Source organism: Undibacterium sp. Rencai35W (assembly GCF_049340185.1).
Taxonomy (GTDB): domain Bacteria; phylum Pseudomonadota; class Gammaproteobacteria; order Burkholderiales; family Burkholderiaceae_D; genus Undibacterium.
Genome location: NZ_JBMPPC010000003.1, coordinates 181,659 through 203,086 on the forward strand (window position 1 = coordinate 181,659; position 21,428 = coordinate 203,086).

Genomic DNA, 21,428 nt, shown 5'->3' on the forward strand with positions numbered 1-21,428 from the left:
AGACATGTTGTCACGTAATTCCCTTATCCCAGCCCTCTGTCGCTGTTGCGAAAGAGGGAGCTAAAAACCTTGAAGCGACGATCTTGAAACAGTAATCTCGCAGTATCACGCAAATTGACGTGCTTCGCCTGTACCGAACAAATTACTGACACAGCGACCGCACAAGCCTGTGTGCTCCGCATGCGTGCCAACGTCCGCACGATAGTGCCAGCAGCGTTCACATTTTTGATTTGCTGATGGAGTCACGATCACGGCTTCTTCTGCCTCTGACGCGACCTGCTCTACCGTTGCAGCCGAGGTAATCAACACGAAGCGCAGGTCATCTGCAAAGCTTTGTAGCAAATCGAATTTTGCACCGCTTGCTTTAATCGTCACCTCCGCTTGCAGCGAGGCACCGATGCCACCGGCAACACGAACCTCTTCCAATTGTTTGGTGACGTCTGTACGTATCGTACGCAAGGCTGTATATTTTTCCATCAGTGCAGCCGCATTATCGATCACGGGCAGAGCGTAATACAGTTGCGTGAAGATAGTTTCATCACTGTCTGTATAGGCTTCTTTACTCGCAAAACTTGCCCAGGCCTCTTCGGCCGTGAAAGATAAAGTAGGCGCCATCAGACGCAGCAAACTTTGCGTGATATGCCAGATCGCGGTCTGTGCAGAGCGGCGTGCGGCAGATGTCGTTCCGCTTGTGTACAGACGGTCTTTCAGGATGTCGAGATAGAAACCTCCCAGATCTTCCGAGCAGAATGACTGCAATTTTGCGACCACCGGATGGAATTCAAACTGCTCATAATGCGCGAGGATATCGGCTTGCAAAGCAGCCATATTTGCGATCGCATAACGGTCGATTTCCAGCATCTCGTTCAATGCCACTGCATCCGTTGCAGGATTGAAGTCAGACGTGTTTGCCAGCAGGAAGCGCAGGGTGTTGCGGATACGGCGATAAGATTCCGTTACACGTTTCAAGATCTCGTCAGAGATAGAGAGCTCGCCGGAATAATCGGTTGCAGCGACCCATAAACGCAAGATATCTGCACCCAAGGTGTCCGAAATTTTTTGTGGCGCGACAACGTTACCTTTGGACTTAGACATTTTCTTGCCTTCGCCATCGACGACAAAACCGTGTGTCAGCAAGGCTTTATATGGCGCACGACCATCCAGCATCGATGCTGTCAGCAAAGACGAATGGAACCAGCCGCGATGCTGATCTGAACCTTCCAGATACAAGTCGGCAGGGAACTGTGATTGTTCTTTGTGCGAACCGCGCAAGACTGTGTAATGCGTCGTGCCGGAATCAAACCAGACATCCAGCGTATCGCGGTTTTTGACATACATATCGGCTTCGTCACCAAGCAAATCGGCGACTTCGATTTTTTGCCAGGCTTCGATGCCTTCCGTTTCTACGCGCTTGGCGATTTGCTCCAATAATTCGGGTGTACGCGGATGCAATTGGCCAGTTTCTTTATGCAAGAAAAACGCCATCGGCACGCCCCATTGACGCTGACGTGACAGTGTCCAGTCCGGACGATTGGCAATCATGCCATGCAGACGCGCTTTGCCCCATGCCGGGAAAAATGCGGTCTCGTCGATTGCTTTCAATGCAGTTTGACGCAGGCTGTTGCCACCATCTTTCGGCGTATTGTCCATGCTCGCAAACCACTGCGATGTGGCGCGGTAGATGATTGGCGTTTTATGACGCCAGCAGTGCATGTAGCTGTGATCAAACATCTTTAGCGAGAACAAGGCACCCGCCTCTTTGAGTTTGTCACAGATCGGTTTGGACGCTTCCCAGATGGTCATGCCTGCAAAATGAGGTAACCACGAAGCGAATTTACCGTCGCCCATCACTGGGGCGATGATTGCATCATCCTTCATGCCGTGCGCTTTGCAGGATTGGAAATCTTCGATACCGTAAGCGGGTGCTGAATGGACAACACCAGTTCCACTGTCAATTGTTACGTACTCGCCAAGATAAACTGGAGAATTTCTGTTGTAAGAATCGCCTAAACCAATATCCAAGTCGGCAAAGGGATGTCTAAAGTTGATTTCGGATAAATCAGCGCCGAGACAGGTTGCGATGACTTTACCCTCAAGACCGTAATTGCTCAGCGATGCTTCCACCAGGTCGTTGGCCAGAATCAGCAAGGTCGGTTCGCCCTCACGTACGGTCTCGACTAATGCGTAAGTGATTTCCGGATGCATGTTCAATGCTTGATTGGATGGGATGGTCCACGGCGTCGTGGTCCAGATCACGCAATAGCCTTTGTCGACAGGCAGCTTGGCGAGTTTAAACGCTGCAGCAATCTTATCGTGCTCCGCAAATGGGAAGCCGACGTCGATGGACGGATCGCGTTTGTTTTCGTATTCGACTTCTGCTTCGGCCAGTGCGGAGCCGCAATCAAAACACCAGTTGACTGGTTTCAGGCCGCGATACACGTAACCTTTTTCAAGTAATTTGCCGAGTGCACGGATTTCGTCGGCTTCATTGCCGAAATTCATAGTTTTGTAAGGATTATCCCATTCACCCAGAACGCCGAGACGGATAAAGTCTACTTTTTGGCGTTCGATCTGTTCATTTGCATACGCACGGGCTTTGGCCTGTACTTCGGCGACGGGCAGATTTTTACCGTACAGTTTTTCGATCTGGATTTCGATTGGCATGCCGTGGCAATCCCAGCCCGGTACGTACTGTGCGTCAAAGCCCGCCATATTGCGTGCTTTGACGATCATGTCTTTCAGGATCTTGTTGACGGCGTGACCGATGTGGATGTCACCGTTGGCATACGGCGGGCCGTCATGCAGGATAAATTTTGGACGGTTAACCGACGCCTTGCGGATACGCTGATAGATTTTTTTGTCTTGCCATTGCTTGACCCATTGGGGCTCGCGTTTGGCGAGATCGCCGCGCATCGGGAACGAGGTTTCCGTCATATTGACTGGGTACTTGCTGGCGACTTTTGCTGACTTTTCGTTAGACATAATTTTCTTTAAGTTGGATATTCTTTGAGTATTTTTTTGACTATGTTGTAAAGACTACGCAATGCCAATCAATTCAATTACAGATGAATCGAATGGCGGGACGTGATCTTCAAATTCGGTCGGTAGCAGAGATGGCGCCCGTGGCGCGATTGCGAAAATAGGCTCTGGCTTGTTCGGCATCACGTTCGATGGCTTCGGTCAGAGTCGGCAGATCGATATATTTTTCTTCGTCACGCAGCTTTTGCAGGAACTCGATCTGAACTACTTTGCCATAGGCATTGCCGCTGTAATCAAAGACATGGGTTTCCAGCAGTACGCGGCCACTGTCGTCGACAGTAGGACGCACGCCGAGGCTGGCGACGGCTGGCAACGCTTGCTCAGACAGACCATGTACCTGAACGATAAAGATACCTTGCAAAGCAGGGCGGTGATGCGCAATCCGTACATTTAAGGTAGGGAAGCCAATTGTTCGGCCTAGCTTTTGCCCATGCACGACATGGCCTGAGATACGGTAAGGACGGCCGAGCAGATGTGTTGATTCCGCAAAGTTCCCTGCCGCCAGCGCAGCACGTACGGCGGAGGAGGAAATGCGCTCCCCCTTGTGTTGCACCGCGGGCAGTGTGACGACTTCAAAGCCGTGTAGTTTGCCCGCCTCAATGAGCATGTCGATATCGCCTGCACGTCTGGCGCCGTAACGAAAATCTTCGCCTACCATGAGCCATTTGACATGCAGGCCTTGCACCAGAATTTTTTCAATAAAATCCTGCGGTGACAAAGATGCGAAGTGGGCATTGAAATGTTCCACAATCACGCGATCAATGCCGGCGGCGTCCAGTGACGCCATGTTGTCGCGCAGATTGGCGATGCGCGTTGGCGCTTTGCTCAGGTCGCCGGACAGTTGCGCAAAAAAAGCGCGCGGGTGCGGTTCAAACGTCATGACCGCCGCATCGACCTTGAGGCGTGTAGCGGCCGCGCGCAAATGGGACAACAAAACTTGATGTCCAAGATGCACGCCATCAAAGTTGCCTATCGCCAGTGCGCAGGGTGCACGTGAGGCAGCATTGGGGAGTCCGCGAAATACCTTCATATTGTTTGAGGAAAACTGCTGCAAAAACCTTCGATTATAAATGCTTTCTCAAATGGTTTTGCCTTATGGCTGAGGAAACAAGGGCTTTCAGTACCGAATAGTTAGTAAGATGCGCAAAAAATCGTCCAAAACCAGAGGCGAGGCGATCACTAAGCCATTAGTGGTTGGCATACAGGGGACTTCCATATCTTTACTGCGCGGCAGGGTAGAGTCATGTTACTGACACTGAAAAATGACGTCGGCATCACGGAATATGGAGACAATTGAGCGTGTTTTACAAAAAACATCAGCAGATTTGCTGCATTTTTTTGCACTTATCTATTGCTTATTTGTTACTTATTCGTTACTTATTCTGTGCATAATTCGTACCAAATTATGCAAGCTGGTCCGTATTACTCTTTAATTGCCTCGACACTGAAATACAAAGTCACCTCATCACTGACGAATGGGACATAACGACCCACGTTGAAATCGCTGCGGAGGATTTTGGTAGAGCCATTTGCGCCACAGGCTGATTTTAGATACAGGACCATAAAGCGGCAATTGAATTGCGTCAGCTCGAATTTAGCGGGACGGGTCACGCCTTTGATGGTGAGCTCGCCATCGATGCTAGTCAGCTTGGCATTGTCGTCAAACCGCAAGCTGGTAGATTTGAAAGCAATCGTCGGAAACTGCGCTGCATCGAAAAAACTCGCTGAGCGCAGATTGTTGTCGAACACGGCAACGCCGGTACTGACAGAGCTGGCATCAATATCGATTTGTACAGAGCCGGTTTTATTCGCCAAATCGAGTTCAATTACACCGCTGTTTTTGTCAAATCGCCCGCGCTGCAAGGACAAACCCCAGTGACTGTATTCAAAGACTGAAAAAGTATGTTCGGGATCGATGACATAGCGGTCTGCGGCGAAGGAGCTAGCCGAAACGAGTGAGCTGATTGCGATCGCCCAAGCAACCAGGTGATACACCAGCAGACTGAAGAAAGCACGTCGCATCTTGAATCCGGTAGGGTAGTGCGACAAGCTGTTGAGTGCAAACTGCTTGCCGTGAATGATATTGATTATATGTAGCAGTTTCACTTTATCTTATTTTGATACTTTTGTTTTTAAACGCCACAACGAGGTGACCTCAGCAGAGCGCGCCGCGTGCAAAGGATCGGTGGGGTCGGTGGCTTTGCCGTGCCGTGGTTTGATGTCCATTTTACCGGCGACTTCTAGGCCACCGGCATCTATCCATGACCACAACTCTGCAGACGTGCGTAATCCCAGATGCTCCGCCAGATCGGACATGATCAGCCAGGCTTCTCCGCCAGGTTCCAGATGTTCTGCGGCACCAGATAAAAAGCCGCGCAACATGCTGCTGTCCTGATCGTAAACAGCGTGTTCTATCGGCGAATTAGGGCGTGCGGGAACCCATGGTGGATTGCAGACGACCAGTGCTGCGCGGCCCGGTGGGAATAAATTGGTTTTGATCACTTCAACCCGATCGGACATGCCTAAGCGTTGCAGATTGTCGCGGGCGCAACTGAGTGCACGATCGTCCTGGTCGGTAGCGACGATGCGTTGCACACCACGTTGTGCAAGCACAGCTGAGATGACGCCGGTGCCGGTGCCGATATCAAATGCCAGTGCTTTACCAGGTAGTGGTGCTTTGGCTAGCAGGTCCAGATATTCGCCTCGTACAGGGGAGAAGACGCCGTAATAAGGGTGGATGCGCTGACCTAATGCGGGTATGTCGACACCATTTTTTCGCCATTCGTGTGCACCGACGAGTCCCAGTAATTCTCTGAGAGATGCAACGAATGCGGTGCTGTCATGATCTGCCGGGCCATAAGCTTCACTACATGCCAGACTGACATCGGGCGCACGCCGCAATGGAATGCTGTAGTCGGCATTGAACGGAATCAGTAGCATCGCCAGTACGCGAGCGCGCTGCGATTGTGACTGACGATGTAAATGAAATGCCTCGGTCAGCGTCGCAGGTGTTTTCTCGGTTTTGCGTGATTTAGCGGGTTTTTTATCGATCCGGCGTGCCAGCGCTTGCAGCAGTTGTCGTGCATTTTGGTAGTCGCCACGCCAGAGCAATCCGGTACCTTCGCAAGCAAGTCTGTAGGCCGATTCGGCAGTCATGCGGTCGTCGGCGATCTGTACGCGTTTTGGTGCAGGAGCACCGCTTTCGGAATGCCAGCGAGCCTGATGGGGCTGATCGTTTTCAATCCAGCTAATTACGGGGAAGTCACTCATGGCCAGCTCACTTGCAATAAAGCGCAGAGTGTAACCGAGATTGCCTGCGGCCTCTATGGATTGTGACGAGCCGGTGCGGTGTGAAGCTGTGTTGTGCGTAGCTTACGGCGGCTGACTGTGCTGACGGAGATTCTGCTTAAGATAAATGAAAATAAAGGGGAGTATATTTAAATCACCTTGTAATCATTGCGGATTAAGGTATGAAAATACATGTACTCCCATCTAGTATATGGATAGCGCCTGAGGGAATTGAATGTGATTATGAATGTAGTTATAAATGTGATTGCGGCCGGACGATGGTGACTCTGTAACAGTCACCCGGGTCGCAAGTACTTTGTTAGCGGAAAGGCGATGCCAGATAAGCGTTTATCCGGCATCGTAAAGTATTAGTTTGAAGTATTAGTTTTTGTTCAGGAAGGCGCCGGATACTTGTTGCAGGATACTACCCAGATCACCAAAGCCTGATTCAGAGACTTCACCGTGCGGAGTCAGTTTGTCGACCAGACCCGGCAAGATTTCTGCCAGATGTCCGGCGGCACCATCTTGCGATAATCCTGCCGCTGCCGCCAGATGCGCTAGCTGACCGCCACCGAGTGCGCTTTGAATCTGCTCTGCTGAAATCGGCAAATTATGTCCGGTGCTGACCCATGAATTGACGATGTCACTCATGCCCGAATTTTGAAAGGCGCTAATCAGACTAGTCAGGCCGCCTGTTCCTCCTGAGCCTCCCGATTGATTATTGGTCAGCATGCCTAGCGCTGCTTGTATCAACATGGCTTTAGGATCATTGCCTTGATCCGCGTTGCCGCCCAACATACCTAATGCTGCGTCTAGAAGTCCCATACAATCCCTTTCTGAGGTGGTGGATGAATCACATTACAACAGTAATAGCCACCATATTAATACTAAAAGATTAATGTAATTGTGAACTTTGTATGAATAGTGCTAACGGGTATTTTTCGTTTGCACCGTTAGTGACAAAAGTCCGGGCGCTTGCGTTAAGCGATATTTTTTCATGGAATAAACGAGCTGAAATACTTGGTAAGAGCAGTTAGTCTTGTTATTCACCTTGCCTATTATGTTTGTGTAATGAGAGGCAATTTTGCAACGCTATCTGTGGTACTAGCAGCCTGCTCTCTGCTACATTTGCAGCATGAAAAAAATAAAAACAATGAGTTCAAAAATAGGTTCAAGTTTATTTGCTCTGATATTTGCAGTCAGCTTTACGGCGGGTGGGATAGGAGTAGGTGTGATGCCTCTGGTGAAGCAGATCATGGGCTACTGGAAGGCGCAGAGTCTGGTGGCAGTGCAGGCGCATATCGAAAAACTCACGCTAGATGAACATGATGGTGAGACCAGGACATATCAGGTAAAAGCAGAATTTAGTTATAGCTATAACGCTCTGGACCATCGCAGCCAGCGCATTAATATCGGCGGCGATACCAGCGATAATATTGGTGACTACCAACGAGATATTTACCGAGAGTTGCTGCGCGCCAAAGACCAGGAGCAGTCCGTCACGCTTTGGGTCGATCCCGGTGATCCTGATTTTGCCGTCTATGACCGCACAATACGCTGGATGCGGCTATTGTTTCTGTTGCCGTTCGCCTCGCTATTTCCGGCGGTCGGGATCGGCGCTTGCTGGGCACTCTGGCAGATCTGGCGGCCATCAGCAGAGCCTGCGACTTCTGCGACCCCCGCTGTTACCGCTGAATTTGCTCAGCACTATCAAGTGCCGCTTTCCCACCTGATTATCGAGCCGCAACAAAGTGGTGCGTTATCGCTGGGTATTTTTGCTGTGTTCTGGAATTTACTCGCCTGGCCGATTTCTGGCGTGGCATTGTTCTCTTCTCATATTGGCAAGAATCCACTAGTTCTTATCGTCGTTATCTTCCCTCTGATTGGTGTCGTATTGACGGTTTTTGCGCTGAAATTATGGTTGACCAGAAAACGTATTGGTAAGCCAGTGTTAGTCATGGCCAGAGCGCCGCAAATCGGGTTGAGTGAGTGGGCGGGCAGCGTACGTTTTATCCCTCCGCTTGGGGCGCGTACTGGTCTTTCAGGTACGCCGCAACCTGCCTATCCGGTAAGAATTGAATGTCAATGCGATTATGAGGACAGTAGTGGCGAAGATACCAGCACCACCACTCTGTGGTCGTGCCTTGTGAGCGATTTACAACTTGCTCATGCGACTGTGCAGACCAGTTTTGTCATTAATTTTCCAGCGGATTTGCCGGTATCGGGTGATGCTGATGGTAAGAATAAAAAAATTATCTGGAAACTGGTTGTCAAGGTAATGGGCGATGAGGTGGTTTTTCTTTTGCCCGTCGGTTCTGCGTTGGTCGCGTCTACGTCGATCGCGTCTGCAAAGATTGACTGGCAAGTGCTGCTGCATAAACCCAAACGCTTACATCAGCTCGATCTGACGGAGTTGGCAAAATCAACGTCTGTTCCAACGGTGATCGAACGTAAAAAATCCTGGCTAGGCCTCGTCGTTTTACTCTCTTTCCTTGTGGTTGCCGGATGGGGCACAATCGTCTTTTTTGTGTTGCCGATGTTTGATTCTGCCAATCACGAAGCACTCTCAATACTTTCAGAAAGAGCTCTTGTGCCAGTCGAGACGTATGCACAGCTGCAGGCGCAGCTAGCTGCCGGTGGGGATCCCAATCAACGTGATGAAGATGGGTTGACCCGCTTGATGCGCGCAGCGAAGGAGGCGGACGTAGGTAAGGTGCAATTATTGCTGGCGAGTGGGGCACGGGTTGACGATGTGACGCCTGTTATCGTTGATGCCGCAGGTTATCGACTGGGAAACCGCAGCGCCTTATTTGATGCAATTAATAAGGACGCGGTTGATGTGGTCCGTGCCTTGCTCGACGCTGGTGCTGATATGCGAATAGCCAGTAATCAGGTCTGGACGCCCATGCATTACGCTGCCTTTGTCGGCGCGGTGCGCAGTATGCGTGTAATGCGAGAACATGGCGCCGAGATTGATGCGCCGTTTAGCGAAGCGCGTGGTTCAACCCCGCTGATGGTCGCCGCACAATATGATCAGTTGCTATCAATCCGGTTTTTGCTGGAATCTGGTGCAGATCAAGCGAAACTAGATTTGTACGGAGAAAATGCATGCGGCTACGCGCGTTTTTTCAAAAAAACGGCAGCGGCAAAAGCGCTGGCTTGTGATTAAGCTGATTTGAAATTAATTAAATCGCTAATTGCAGACTGAGGCTAAGTTCATTTTCAGGGAAAACAAATCCCAACCCGTCGATCTACATGCCGCCCCATGCGGCGTTCAGAGTCGCGATGGCTGCGAGACCCGCAGTCTCCGTGCGCAAGATGCGCGGCCCCATGCTCAGGGTCAATACACCTTGTCTGATCGCGAGCATTTCTTCCTCTTCAGAAAATCCTCCCTCAGGACCGATCATCAGACTGACTGATTGCGCAGGGTGATGACGAGCCCAGTCTGCAAGCGATTGATTTGCCCTTGGCGAAAGTAAGATACGTTTATGAATGTCTTGTTGTGCCAGCCATTTAGGCAAATCCATGACCGGCGACAAATGAGCGAGACGATTGCGTCCGCATTGCTCGGCTGCGGCGATGATGATGCCTTGCCAGTGCGCGAGTTTTTTTTCAGCACGTTCGGCAGATAAACGGACCACGCATCGTTGTGACGAAAGTGGTTGTATCGTCGTGACACCAAGCTCAATCGCTTTTTCAATGATCCAGTCCATCTTGGATGCCTCCGGCAAGGCCTGTGCCAGCGTCAGGGCATACGGTAATTCGCATTCTTCCGGCAAAAATACTTTGACATCTGCGCTAACGTTTTTCTTCGCAACCGACGTCAGCGTCGCAATATAGCTCCCGCCTTCACCATTGAAGATACAAATATGATCGTTCGCCATCAGTCGTAAAACAAAAACGTGATGAGCGACGTCAGACGGCAAATCAATAGAAGCGCCAACAGCGAGCGGAAGATGGCAATAGAAACGTGGCATATCGTATGTGCAGAGGAGAATTGATGCGTAGCTCACATTGTCGCAGAACTAGGATGATGCGAGGATTATAAATATGACTTGCGATACAGAATAAGCGGAATGTGAGCCGGACGCACTTGTAATGAGTGCATCGTTCATCATCAACACCTCAATATGTTAAACAAGCCGCATTTAATAAACCTAGACCCAGACTAACTGCGCCGAGAAATATACCCGATGCGATTTTGTTGTCTGGTATGTCTGCGACCAGACCCGGGAGCAGCAGGCGGACCACGCCAAACGCGAGCAATTGTACTGCCAGTGCGATGGCACCCCAGCACAGCATGTCGATGAGGTTGATGCTATTGGCAATGGCGGAAGCCAGGGCGACACAATAGCCAAGTACCGCGCCGGACAAGCTTGCAGCGGCTGCGTGATTGCCAGCGCGGATTAGCTGGATCTCCCGGTAGGGTGTGATGGCTACATAGCAGGCGATGAAACTTGCCAGTAATAATAGCGACAAACCAAAATGACTGAGGAAGGCGGGGATGCCGGTGTTCATAATGTGCTCGCTCATAGGGATCCTTTTTGTTTTTTTTGGTGCTGTTGGTGTTTGTTGGTGTTTGTCGGTTTGTTTTTTGTTGGTATCGATATTACTCAAAGTAATGCGGTATGAAGCGGCTGGTATTTTTTGTAATCAGACTCTCGTCTTCACGTATGCCTATGCCTGCAGCATCATCGCCGATGACCCAGGAGCCGATTGAAGTAAATGCGGGCGTAATGCCGTCATCAAATTTCGGTTGTGGTGCATAGGCCTGATAGATAAAACCCTCTGCGCCGTATTGTCCGGGTGTATGCAGTACCGTTCCGTTTGCATAGATGGAGATATTTTCTCCTTCGCGTGAATACAGAGGTTTTTTGACGAAATCGCCTTGTATTCGCCATGCATCAAAAAACGCTGGCAAGAGGTTCGGATGATGTGGAAATAATTCCCACATCACAGGCAGAATGGCTTTATTAGATAAAATCATTTTCCATGCGGGCTCGATGATGCGCATCGGCTTGGCTAATAAGTGATTGGCAAACGTTTCGCGGGATAACCATTCCCATGGATAAAGTTTAAACACATTATCGATACGGACATCCATTGCGTCGACAAAGGCAGCTTGCGAAGGATCCCAGCCGATATCTTCGATCGCACATTGTTTGGTGGCGCAGCCGGCCTGGATTGCCGTGTCGCGCAGATACGATAAATTACCTTCGTCCTCCTCATTGCCATCGGCGCATACAAAATGCAGCATGCCTTTGGCTGGATACGTTTTCCACTGGGCGACGAGTTTTTCGTGCAGTGAATTAAATTGATCTGCATGGGGTAATACGTCTTGCAGCCAGTACCATTGCGCTACGCTGGATTCGACTAATCCTGTCGGCGTATCAGCGTTATATTCCAGCATTTTCGGGTGACCGGTTCCATCCCAGCTCAGATCAAAGCGTCCGTACAAAGAAAATTCTTTATCATGCCAACTTTGCTCTACAAGAGGCCAAAAACTCTGAGGGATCGCAAACTGTGCCAGCCGCTCATGACGAATGACATGATCTACCGCCTGCAACGCCATTTGATGAAGGTCAATCGTTGCCTGTTCTAGCGTGTCGATCTGATCGCTGCTAAAACGGTAAGCGTAACGTTCATCCCAATACAGGCCATCGATCGAATGGTAGTTAAACCCAAGCGCTTCAAACTGAGCTTGCCAGTTGTCGCGTGGACGGTGTGATTCCCGTATCATTAACCGCCTCCGGAAAAACCGTGTGCTGTCCCGCCAAAGCCACCACGGCTCACGGACCTGCCGCCTGAGCGGCTGACCGAGCGTCCGATAGCATGATCGTTGCTGGTATTAGTGCCATTAGCGCTGTTAGTACTGTTGAAATTGCTGGTGCCAACGCCAGCGGTGGTATTGTTATTATTGCTGGAGAAGATGTTCGGGTTGTAGCCCCGTTGCGCCTGCTCACGGTTGCCTTCAGCGTAGGATGGGCCAAAATAGTGACCGGTGTAGGTGCTGCCATGGCCGCTGCCTAGTAGGGTGTTTCCTTGCTGTGCGACTTCCGGACTGCATGGGTCTATGCTGCCCCAATCCTTGGTGCAGTCTTCGAGATTTTTATATTCATCTCTGAGTGACGTCGTTTCTTGTGCGTTGTCGCCGCACGCTGTAACCGCGGCGGCGGTGGCAAAAACGAGGGGAACGGTACGGCTCCTGCGAATTTTTTTGAGCGTCGTCATTGGATCTCCTTGGTCACTATATTTTGCACGAAGGTGGGCAATGCGAACAGTGCATGATGGATGTCGGTGTTGTAATACTGCAGATCCGTTAGCTTTCTTTGCGCCATGCGATCATCAATTTCTTGCTTTGTCATTGCAATGGGATCCAGATTATCGCTTGCAATCGCCATACCCCATAACGCTCCATATAATGGTATGAATACCGTATAGGGCCGCACGGTAGTAAAAATTTTCGCTAGTGTTGCATAGGTATCTGCAACCCGTTGCGGATGGTAGAAAGGGCTCCCGAGATGCATCACCAGCGCACCATTTTTTGCAAGACGACGCTTGCATGCGACGAAAAAATCGGCAGTCATACAACTGGCTGCCAGTTCCGTGCCGTTCGGGCTGATTGGATCAGTTAAATCCAGAAAAATCACATCGTATTGACGCTCGGCGTTTTTGATAAAAGCAAAACCGTCTTCATGGATATGTTTGACGCGAGAATCGTCAAGTGCACCGCGGTGTATCGGCTTGAGATGCGCGCGCGCCAGTTCGATGACGCTGGCATCAATTTCACACAAGTCTATGTGCTGGATACCCGGATGTTTTAAGAGTTCCTCAGTCGATCCGCCGTCACCGCCGCCGATGATCAGTGCGGACTGTGGAGCCGGGTGAGCAATGGCAACAGGATGTACCAGGCATTCATGATAAAAGAATTCATCTTTTTCTGAAGTCATGTACGCGCCGTCAATACGCATCATCTTGCCAAAATCCGGGCTATGCAAGATCTCAATTTGCTGAAATGCGCTTTGTACACTGGCAATCGTCACGCCGAGACGGGTGCCGTACACTGTATCAGGCGTTAAATATTCGATTGCTATGTTGCCTGTTGTGTCGCCTGCTGTGCCGGTTACAGTTTCAGTCAGTTCCGGTGCGCCTCTCATCAGTTCTTGCCTGTTTGAATTTTTAGGCCGGAATTGAGTGATCAGCCTATCCATCAACCTGCGCGCTTTCATACTGTTGTTCGCATTGAAGTTGCAGACGTAGACATCCAGCGTAACGGCGTTACGCTCTGGCCATGTGTGGATAGCCAGATGGGATTCAGCTAACAGTAAAGTGCCGGTAATGCCGGCTGGATCACCAGTTTGTGTAGAGAAGGCATGGAATTTTTCTCCAACAATGCTGAGTCCGGCTTGTTCAGTTGCTTTGATAGCGTTTGAGCGAAGATACTGTATATCTAGCATCAAGGCAGACGGGCATTGGCAATCAAAGCAATCTGCGGTCAGGTGTAAACCTTCCATATTCTGTGTTATCTGCCAAGACTTGCTTGAGCGAATTATTGAAATTATCGCAATTGTATCGCTTGGGATTGACGGAGTGTCGTCCAGAAAGAAACTTGATGAATCATTTTCTATTTATCACCAGGAAAATCTCCTTTTGCCATGAAAATAAGCGGAAATTGCCTTCTCGTGCGGTAAAAAGCGCTAAAGTTTTACGCATCACTTAGTCGTGACCGGGTGTTCTGTTGTCACGCTCTGGTAAAATAACGGACTTTGCAGAACTTGATGTCCGGTACATCGTTGCTGCCTTGCTTCACCGACCAGCTTTTCTCAGACTACATTTGCCTAATCAGCCCAAATAGACGCTATGACTTCTTCCCTCCAGCCAGCAACAATCACCAAAATGGCCAATGCGATCCGCGCTTTGTCCATGGATGCCGTTCAAAAAGCTAACTCCGGTCACCCGGGCGCTCCTATGGGGATGGCCGATATTGCCGTGGCTTTGTGGAAAACACATTATCGCCATAATCCGGGCAATCCTCAGTGGATTAACCGTGACCGCTTCGTTTTGTCGAATGGCCATGGATCGATGTTGCACTATTCCTTGCTGCATCTGACCGGTTACGACTTGTCGATGGATGAAATCCGTAACTTCCGTCAAATGCACTCCAAGACCGCCGGTCATCCTGAAGTGCACGTCACACCCGGCGTTGAAACTACGACAGGTCCATTGGGTCAGGGCATCACGAACGCAGTCGGCATGGCACTGGCAGAAAAACTGCTCGCCGCCGAATTTAATCAGCCTGGTTTGAACGTGGTTGATCATCACACCTACGCATTCATGGGCGACGGCTGCTTGATGGAAGGTATTTCGCATGAAGCTTGCTCACTGGCTGGCACATTGCAACTGAATAAGCTGATTGCGTTCTGGGATGACAACGGCATCTCGATTGATGGCCATGTTGAAGGTTGGTTCACTGACGATACGCCAAAACGTTTTGAAGCCTATGGCTGGAATGTGATTCGCGCTGTTGACGGCCATGACGCTGCCGCGGTATCCAAGGCGATTGAGTCAGCCAAGACATCAAGCAAGCCAACGTTGATCTGTTGTAAAACCGTGATCGGTAAAGGTTCGCCGAATATGGAGGGCACCCACAATGTTCACGGCGCAGCGCTCGGTGATAAAGAAATTGCCGCGGTTCGTGCCAATATCGGTTGGGACTATGCGCCTTTTGAAATTCCTGCTGATGTCTACGCCGCATGGGATGCGAAGGCCGATGGTGCGAAAGCTGAAGCGGAGTGGAATACTCAATTCGCCACGTATGCTGCCCAGTATCCTGCCAAGGCTGCCGAGCTGACACGTCGTATGAAAGGCGATCTTCCGGCGAATTTTGACGAAGTGGTTGCCAGCGCGATTGCCGCTTGCGTAGAGAAAAAAGAAAACATCGCTACGCGTAAAGCGAGTCAGAATGCGATTCAGGCATTTGCTCCGTCACTGCCGGAATTTCTCGGCGGTTCCGCGGATTTGACCGGTTCCAATCTGACGAACTGGAAAGAATGCGTCGCTGTACGTGGCAATCAGGCCGGTAATCATATCAACTATGGTGTGCGTGAATTTGGTATGAGCGCTATGATGAATGGTATCGCTCTGCATGGCGGCTACATTCCTTTCGGCGCAACCTTCCTGACTTTCTCTGACTACAGCCGTAATGCCATTCGCATGGCTGCGCTGATGAAGATCCGTACTCTGTTTGTATTTACACACGACTCGATCGGTCTGGGTGAGGACGGTCCTACCCATCAATCCGTCGAGCACGTCTCCAGCATGCGCCTGATTCCTAATCTGGATAACTGGCGTCCTTGTGATACGGTTGAATCCGCGGCCGCATGGGCATTTGCAGTCAAGCGTCATGATGGTCCGTCGACCCTGATTTTCTCGCGTCAGAATTTGCCTTATCAAGAGCGTACTGCACAACAGATCACGGATATTTCGCGAGGTGGTTATGTATTGCAAGATGTCACCGACGCAAAAGCCGTATTGATTGCAACAGGTTCTGAGATTGAACTAGCAGTGAAATCTGCAGCAGCCCTAGCTGAACAGGGTATCGCGGTGCGTGTTGTGTCTATGCCTTCGACCGATGTATTTGATCGCCAGGATGCCGCATACAAAGCAGCAGTATTGGGCAAAGGCCTGCCACGTATAGCGATCGAAGCCGGTGTAACCGACTTCTGGTACAAATACGTGGGGCTGGAAGGCGCCGTTGTCGGTATCGATACTTTCGGCGAGTCCGCTCCTGCTGGCGTCCTATTCAAACACTTTGGCTTTACGGTAGATAACGTTATTGCCAAAGTAAAAGCGACTCTGGCATGAGCGTAATCAAAGAAATTAGTTTGCGTCGTGCTACTGTCGCAGATGCGCAGGCGATTGCTGCCGTGCGCATCGAAAGCTGGCGCACTACGTATCGCGGCATCATGCCCGATGCGTATCTCGATGAAATGAAGCTTGATGACAGTGCGGCGATCTGGACTCGCATATTGACGGCAGACAATCCTGCTGTCTGCGTTTTTGTTGCGATTGCGGACGATGAAATTATCGGTTTTGCATCTGGCATGCTGCTGAAGGAAGAGAAGCAGGGGATGCACTCGGAATTGACTGCGATTTACTTACGTCCGGCATTTCAGAACTCTGGTATCGGTCAGCGTATGTTGCAAAAAGTCGCCCGTACTTTGCAGGCGATGGGTGCCAGTAATATGTTGGTCTGGGTCCTGACGGGCAATAAGGCAGCACGCCAGTTTTATGAAAATTTTGGCGGACAGTTTTTGATCGAACAGGATTTCATTTGGGATGAGCTCGAATTGCAAGAAGTCGCTTACGGCTGGCCGGATCTGAACGAGCTGACGGAGTTGCATTTGACATCAGCAGAGAGTGCACCAACCTTGCATTAGTTTTGTATTAAGCCTCTGAGCCAGGATGTAAGCGTGAAGAAGGAATTCAGTTTAAGAATAGCTTGTGCAGGTTAAGAGTTATAAAGATTTTTCACTGTTTTTATTGGAGATAAAACCATGACGATTCGCGTCGCAATCAACGGCTATGGCCGTATCGGTCGTAATATTCTGCGTGCCCACTACGAAGGCGGCAAATTCAAAAACGACATCCAGATCGTTGCCATCAACGACCTCGGTAATGCAGAGTCCAACGCTCACCTGACGCGTTACGACACTGCCCACGGTAAGTTCCCTGGTACTGTATCCGTTGAAGGCGACACCATGATCGTCAACGGCGACAAGATCAAAGTCTTCGCAGAACGTAATCCGGCGAATATTCCTTGGGGTGAATTGAATGTAGACGTCGTTCTGGAATGCACAGGCTTCTTTACTACAAAAGAAAAAGCCTCGGCTCACTTGGCTGGTGGCGCGAAAAAGGTCATCATCTCCGCGCCAGGCGGCAAGGATGTTGATGCAACAATCGTCTACGGTGTGAACCATAACGTATTGAAATCCACAGACACCGTTATTTCCAACGCTTCTTGCACAACGAATTGCCTGGCACCACTGGCAAAACCATTGAACGACGCGATCGGTATCGAAAGCGGTTTGATGACGACGATCCACGCCTACACAAATGACCAAGTATTGACAGACGTCATGCACGAAGACTTGCGTCGTGCTCGTTCAGCTACCATGAGCATGATCCCGACTAAAACTGGCGCAGCAGCGGCAGTTGGCCTCGTCTTGCCAGAACTGAACGGCAAACTTGATGGCTATGCAATGCGTGTTCCAACCATCAATGTGTCGGTTGTTGACCTGACTTTTATTGCATCTCGCGATACGACTGTTGAAGAAATCAACAAAGTATTGAAGACCGCTTCAGAAGGCGCATTGAAAGGCATTCTGGATTACAACACAGCACCGCTGGTCTCCGTTGACTTCAACCACAACCCGGCATCATCGACTTACGATGAAACGCTGACTAAGGTCAATGGCGGCCGACTGGTAAAAGTATCCAGTTGGTACGACAACGAATGGGGTTTCTCCAATCGTATGCTGGACACGACGATGGCACTGATGAGCGCAAAATAATTGAGAAACCCCGGGGTGAGTTGCTGCAAGGCTGTATGTTATGCAACTCACTTCATCGCGGATTCTTGAGAGCGCTTCTCAAAATAAGTTTTCAAAATAAGCCGGTTTTATCTACTGGTAAAAAATACCCCGAACTTTCGGGGTATTTTTTTGTCTAGTACTTAGTACTAACCACTAGACTCAGGCCTGGGATTACCCGGCCCAGGTTCTTTCTTCGATAGATGCTCTTGAATTATCCTGAAATCACACAAGATCTGGCGAAGGCTTGCACTAGAGTTTCAGCTAACCGTATTTGGAGAATGTCATCATGTTTAGCCCTAAGAAATTAATTGCTGAGAACAAGGGCTTTATCTTGTTTATGTTCGGCATGGTATTGGTCCGTAGCGCATTGGCTGATTTTTATCTGGTGCCATCGAGTTCCATGTATCCGACCTTAGTCGAGGGGGATAGGGTGATCTGCAACCGACTTGCTTATGATGTCAAACTTCCTTTTACTGATGTGATCTTGTCTCATGTGGCAGATCCTGCGCGTGGAGACATCGTGACGTTCAGCTCGCCGGAAGATGGTACTCGCCTGGTCAAACGCCTGATCGCAGTGCCAGGTGATGTGGTCGAAATGCATGATGAACAATTGGTGATTAATGGTGTGCCATCAGATTATCAGGAGGCTTTTGATAATCCCGCCAATCACTTGACGCCACGCCGCGAATATCAGGGCAAACAACTCGTCTATCAAGAGACCTTAGGGACAAAACAGCATGGCATTATCGTGATGCCAGAACGTCAGGCAATGCGCTCATTTGGCCCCGTCACCGTACCGGCAGGCCAGTATCTGATGTTGGGCGATAACCGTGATAACAGTAAAGACTCTCGCTATATCGGTTTCGTCAAACGCGAACTGATTACCGGACGCGTCAACCGTTTGCTGTATTCACTGGACGGAGATAATTATTATCTACCAAGACTTGAACGTATCGCGGCAAAGACCTAAAAGAGATTGATTGGTCGCTCCTAAAAACCGAGGACATGAAATAAAATTCATGTCCTTTTTCATTTTCTTCAAAAGAATACGTCAATACGTAAAAAACCTCAGGTAACTCATACTTTACAAATCTTTACTCTACGCTACACATCATCTTGACGCGCTTCTCTGAGACTTGGTACGGGGCTTTCCCATAATTTTTTCAGGAGAAGAATCGTGCGTAATTTCATAGTCAATCAACGTCGGTCAGTCGTCTGGATTATTGCTGGCATGTTTGCGTTGCTACTGCTTGGTGTGGCCGGATTGAAGGTGCATGCAGGTAATATGCATGATCAGCATGAGGCTTCCGGCGCAGGTGTTTTGCTGATGGGGCTGAGTAGTCCAGCGTCATTTGCAACTGGTTTAACTGGCTTGCCAGCGCATATCGATGCGATTGCCAGCTTGAGTGAGCAGCAAAAAACGCAGACAATGGAAAAAGTGAACCAGACAAATGCCGAACTGAGTGCATTGCAGCAGCGGTATCAAGAGAGGAACAACAAGATGTTGAGCTTATTGACCCAGGAAAAAATAGACGAACAGGCGATTGAACGTTTGCGTAGCGAGCAGTTATCGACTGCGGACCAGGGATCGCGCCGTGTCACGCAGTTGATGATAGATTTGAGTAAGTTGTTAACACCCGATCAGCGCCAGCGTTTCAGTAAAGCGTCCAGCCATCATGGTAGCCATGGTTGAACTGCATCATGCTCATATCACGAGAGGCAGATACTGGACATGAATTCACGGATTCTGCTCGTTGAGGACGACGTTCGTCTGGCTGAAATGCTCTGTGAGTATTTGGGGGAGATGCATTTCCAGGTTGATGTCGCCGGTACCGGAGCAGAGGCATTGACGCGGCTAGCCAAAGAGTCATTTGACCTGGTTGTGCTTGATCTGATGTTGCCTGATCTGGATGGTCTTGAGGTCTGTCGTCGCTTACGTCGTTATAGCGATGTACCGCTTATTATGCTGACCGCTCGTGGCGACGCTACTGATCGTATCGTTGGACTGGAGCTTGGAGCTGATGACTACCTACCTAAGCCGTTTGAACCCCGTGAATTACTTGCCAGACTATCGGCTATTCTGAGGCGACAGCGGCGGGTGGCTGAGACGCTATATTCCAAAGATGGTAGGGATACCTCGATTGATGTGAATTTATCGAAAAAATCAGATTTCCCTTGGCACTTTGGCTGCCTGGAAATTGATCCTGACGCGCGTTGCCTGAAAAAGCAAGGCAATATACAAGCGCTCACCTCGTATCAATTTGATTTGCTCTTGGTATTGGCTGAAAACGCTGGTCGTGTATTAACGCGTGACTTCTTGCTGGATCGTGTTAAAGGTGAAAAATTAGAGGCCTTTGATCGTTCGATTGATGTCCATATTTCTCGTATTCGCATGGCAATTGAGGATGATACGAAGTATCCGCGACGGATTATCACGGTCAGAGGTGCGGGCTATGTATTTGCAAAGGTACAGGAATGAAATCACGTCTTTATCTCCGCTTTTATCTTACCCTGCTTGCATGCCTGGCGGTCTATACCGTTAGTGGGATGGCGCTACGTCATGGCATTGATAATGGCCTTCCGCTTTATGCTTGGTCGTTTGTATTTGGCGGCCTGGCATTGATCGTCAGTATTGGTGCGTATCCTTTTTTCAGACGCCTGACATTGCGGCTTGAGCGATTGCAACAAGGTGTGGAATCCCTGGGTGAGGGTGATTTGACCGCACGTGTGATAGTCGAGGGTAGTGATGAGGTTGCACAACTTGCTCATTCGTTCAATCGCGCCGCAGAAAAAATAGAATCCCTAGTCGTAGCACATAAATCCTTGTTGTCTAACGCGTCGCATGAATTACGTACACCATTGACGCGAATTCGTTTGACGGTGACCTTGATGAAAGAAAGTGCCGAGCCGAAGCGGCGTGCGGAGCTGGAGCAAGACATTGCCGAGTTAGATGCGTTGCTGGATGAGATTCTGTTGGCAAGCCGCCTGGAAGTGCCGATTGAGCCGGATAAGATGGAAGAAGTTGATTTGCTGGGACTAATGGCTGAAGAGTGTGCGCGCTATGACGATGTTGAACTCGATGGCAGTTCTTTTGTCTTGCAAGGGCATTCGCGCTTATTGCGGCGCTTAATCCGTAATTTATTAGAGAACGCCAGACGCTATGGCAAGCCACCGACGAATGTCATGTTACGCGGCATGGATGAAGGTGCAGAATTGATCGTAAGCGATCATGGACCAGGTGTCTCGGCAGAACATCTTGAGCGTGTTTTTGAGCCGTTTTTCCGTAGTCCACATATTTTGACGAATACCGGCTTTGGTCTTGGATTGGCCTTGGTAAGGCAAATTGCCAGGCGTCACGGCGGGGAGGCGCGTTGTGAGCTGACGGCGAATGGTGGTAGTCAGTTTGTAGTACGTCTGGCTCGCCTTTAAATTTCAATATTCAGGCTTCACTAAGTCGCGATTAAATCTGAGTTATCTAAGGCTGTATCCTTACAAAGAGGCTGCCGC

The 21,428-nt window shown here is 49.8% G+C and carries 18 protein-coding genes; 8 read left to right on the forward strand and 10 right to left on the reverse strand.

The genetic code is table 11. From position 1 onward, the window contains the following. Nucleotides 1–105: 105 nt before the first annotated feature. From ileS to ACO0K3_RS07880, 5 genes are all read right to left on the reverse strand, one after another. A complete protein-coding gene (gene ileS, locus ACO0K3_RS07860) occupies nt 106–2,982 on the reverse strand; it encodes an isoleucine--tRNA ligase (RefSeq protein ID WP_422983445.1) in 2,877 nt (958 codons plus the stop codon). A gap of 109 nt (nt 2,983–3,091) precedes the next feature. Next, nucleotides 3,092–4,069 carry a bifunctional riboflavin kinase/FAD synthetase gene (locus ACO0K3_RS07865; RefSeq protein WP_422983447.1) on the reverse strand — a complete coding sequence of 326 codons (978 nt, stop codon included), beginning with the start codon at nt 4,067–4,069 and terminating at the stop codon, nt 3,092–3,094. A 392-nt stretch (nt 4,070–4,461) separates the two neighbouring features. Beyond that, the gene (locus ACO0K3_RS07870) at nt 4,462–5,061 is read right to left on the reverse strand and encodes a YceI family protein (RefSeq protein ID WP_422983449.1); all 600 of its coding nucleotides are present in this window, start codon (nt 5,059–5,061) and stop codon (nt 4,462–4,464) included. A 90-nt stretch (nt 5,062–5,151) separates the two neighbouring features. Beyond that, complete coding sequence (locus tag ACO0K3_RS07875; RefSeq protein WP_422983451.1) at nt 5,152–6,309, reverse strand: methyltransferase; 1,158 nt, start codon at nt 6,307–6,309, stop codon at nt 5,152–5,154. A gap of 399 nt (nt 6,310–6,708) precedes the next feature. Continuing rightward, nucleotides 6,709–7,152, reverse strand: coding sequence for a YidB family protein (locus ACO0K3_RS07880; RefSeq protein WP_422983453.1), 444 nt, complete (start codon nt 7,150–7,152; stop codon nt 6,709–6,711). 328 nt (nt 7,153–7,480) lie between these two features. Between ACO0K3_RS07880 and ACO0K3_RS07885 the strand changes: the two genes are divergently transcribed. Next, nucleotides 7,481–9,496 carry an ankyrin repeat domain-containing protein gene (locus ACO0K3_RS07885; protein ID WP_422983455.1) on the forward strand — a complete coding sequence of 672 codons (2,016 nt, stop codon included), beginning with the start codon at nt 7,481–7,483 and terminating at the stop codon, nt 9,494–9,496. Between the two features lie 82 nt (nt 9,497–9,578). On the opposite strand, the gene ACO0K3_RS07890 is transcribed toward ACO0K3_RS07885, so the two are convergent. From ACO0K3_RS07890 to speE, 5 genes are all read right to left on the reverse strand, one after another. Then, nucleotides 9,579–10,304 (reverse strand): 16S rRNA (uracil(1498)-N(3))-methyltransferase, encoded by a 726-nt coding sequence (locus tag ACO0K3_RS07890; protein WP_422983457.1) that lies wholly within the window; start codon nt 10,302–10,304, stop codon nt 9,579–9,581. Between the two features lie 148 nt (nt 10,305–10,452). Continuing rightward, nucleotides 10,453–10,860, reverse strand: coding sequence for a DUF350 domain-containing protein (locus ACO0K3_RS07895; protein ID WP_422983459.1), 408 nt, complete (start codon nt 10,858–10,860; stop codon nt 10,453–10,455). Between the two features lie 76 nt (nt 10,861–10,936). Next, nucleotides 10,937–12,067 (reverse strand): glutathionylspermidine synthase family protein, encoded by a 1,131-nt coding sequence (locus ACO0K3_RS07900; protein ID WP_422983460.1) that lies wholly within the window; start codon nt 12,065–12,067, stop codon nt 10,937–10,939. Next, nucleotides 12,067–12,558 (reverse strand): DUF1190 domain-containing protein, encoded by a 492-nt coding sequence (locus ACO0K3_RS07905; RefSeq protein WP_422983462.1) that lies wholly within the window; start codon nt 12,556–12,558, stop codon nt 12,067–12,069. Before ACO0K3_RS07905 ends, ACO0K3_RS07900 begins: the two co-directional genes overlap by 1 nt. After that, nucleotides 12,555–13,841 carry a polyamine aminopropyltransferase gene (gene speE, locus ACO0K3_RS07910; protein ID WP_422983464.1) on the reverse strand — a complete coding sequence of 429 codons (1,287 nt, stop codon included), beginning with the start codon at nt 13,839–13,841 and terminating at the stop codon, nt 12,555–12,557. Before speE ends, ACO0K3_RS07905 begins: the two co-directional genes overlap by 4 nt. A gap of 346 nt (nt 13,842–14,187) precedes the next feature. Here speE and tkt point away from each other — a divergent pair, with 346 nt between their 5' ends. The 7 genes from tkt (at nt 14,188) to ACO0K3_RS07945 (ending at nt 21,350) form a co-directional block, all read left to right on the forward strand. Further along, nucleotides 14,188–16,191 (forward strand): transketolase, encoded by a 2,004-nt coding sequence (gene tkt / locus ACO0K3_RS07915; RefSeq protein WP_422983466.1) that lies wholly within the window; start codon nt 14,188–14,190, stop codon nt 16,189–16,191. After that, nucleotides 16,188–16,766 (forward strand): GNAT family N-acetyltransferase, encoded by a 579-nt coding sequence (locus ACO0K3_RS07920; RefSeq protein WP_422983468.1) that lies wholly within the window; start codon nt 16,188–16,190, stop codon nt 16,764–16,766. Before tkt ends, ACO0K3_RS07920 begins: the two co-directional genes overlap by 4 nt. 117 nt (nt 16,767–16,883) lie before the next feature. Then, nucleotides 16,884–17,900 carry a type I glyceraldehyde-3-phosphate dehydrogenase gene (gap, locus tag ACO0K3_RS07925; protein ID WP_422959755.1) on the forward strand — a complete coding sequence of 339 codons (1,017 nt, stop codon included), beginning with the start codon at nt 16,884–16,886 and terminating at the stop codon, nt 17,898–17,900. Nucleotides 17,901–18,207: 307 nt separating this feature from the next. Next, nucleotides 18,208–18,891: a signal peptidase I gene (gene lepB / locus ACO0K3_RS07930; protein ID WP_422983470.1), complete on the forward strand. Its 684-nt coding sequence runs from the start codon at nt 18,208–18,210 to the stop codon at nt 18,889–18,891. A gap of 207 nt (nt 18,892–19,098) precedes the next feature. Then, nucleotides 19,099–19,614, forward strand: a complete 516-nt coding sequence (locus tag ACO0K3_RS07935; RefSeq protein ID WP_422983472.1) for a Spy/CpxP family protein refolding chaperone — start codon at nt 19,099–19,101, stop codon at nt 19,612–19,614. 39 nt (nt 19,615–19,653) lie between these two features. Beyond that, nucleotides 19,654–20,400, forward strand: coding sequence for a response regulator (locus ACO0K3_RS07940; protein WP_422983474.1), 747 nt, complete (start codon nt 19,654–19,656; stop codon nt 20,398–20,400). Further along, a complete protein-coding gene (locus ACO0K3_RS07945; RefSeq protein ID WP_422983476.1) occupies nt 20,397–21,350 on the forward strand; it encodes a sensor histidine kinase in 954 nt (317 codons plus the stop codon). The genes ACO0K3_RS07940 and ACO0K3_RS07945 overlap by 4 nt, the downstream gene beginning before the upstream one ends. Nucleotides 21,351–21,428: the final 78 nt, after the last annotated feature.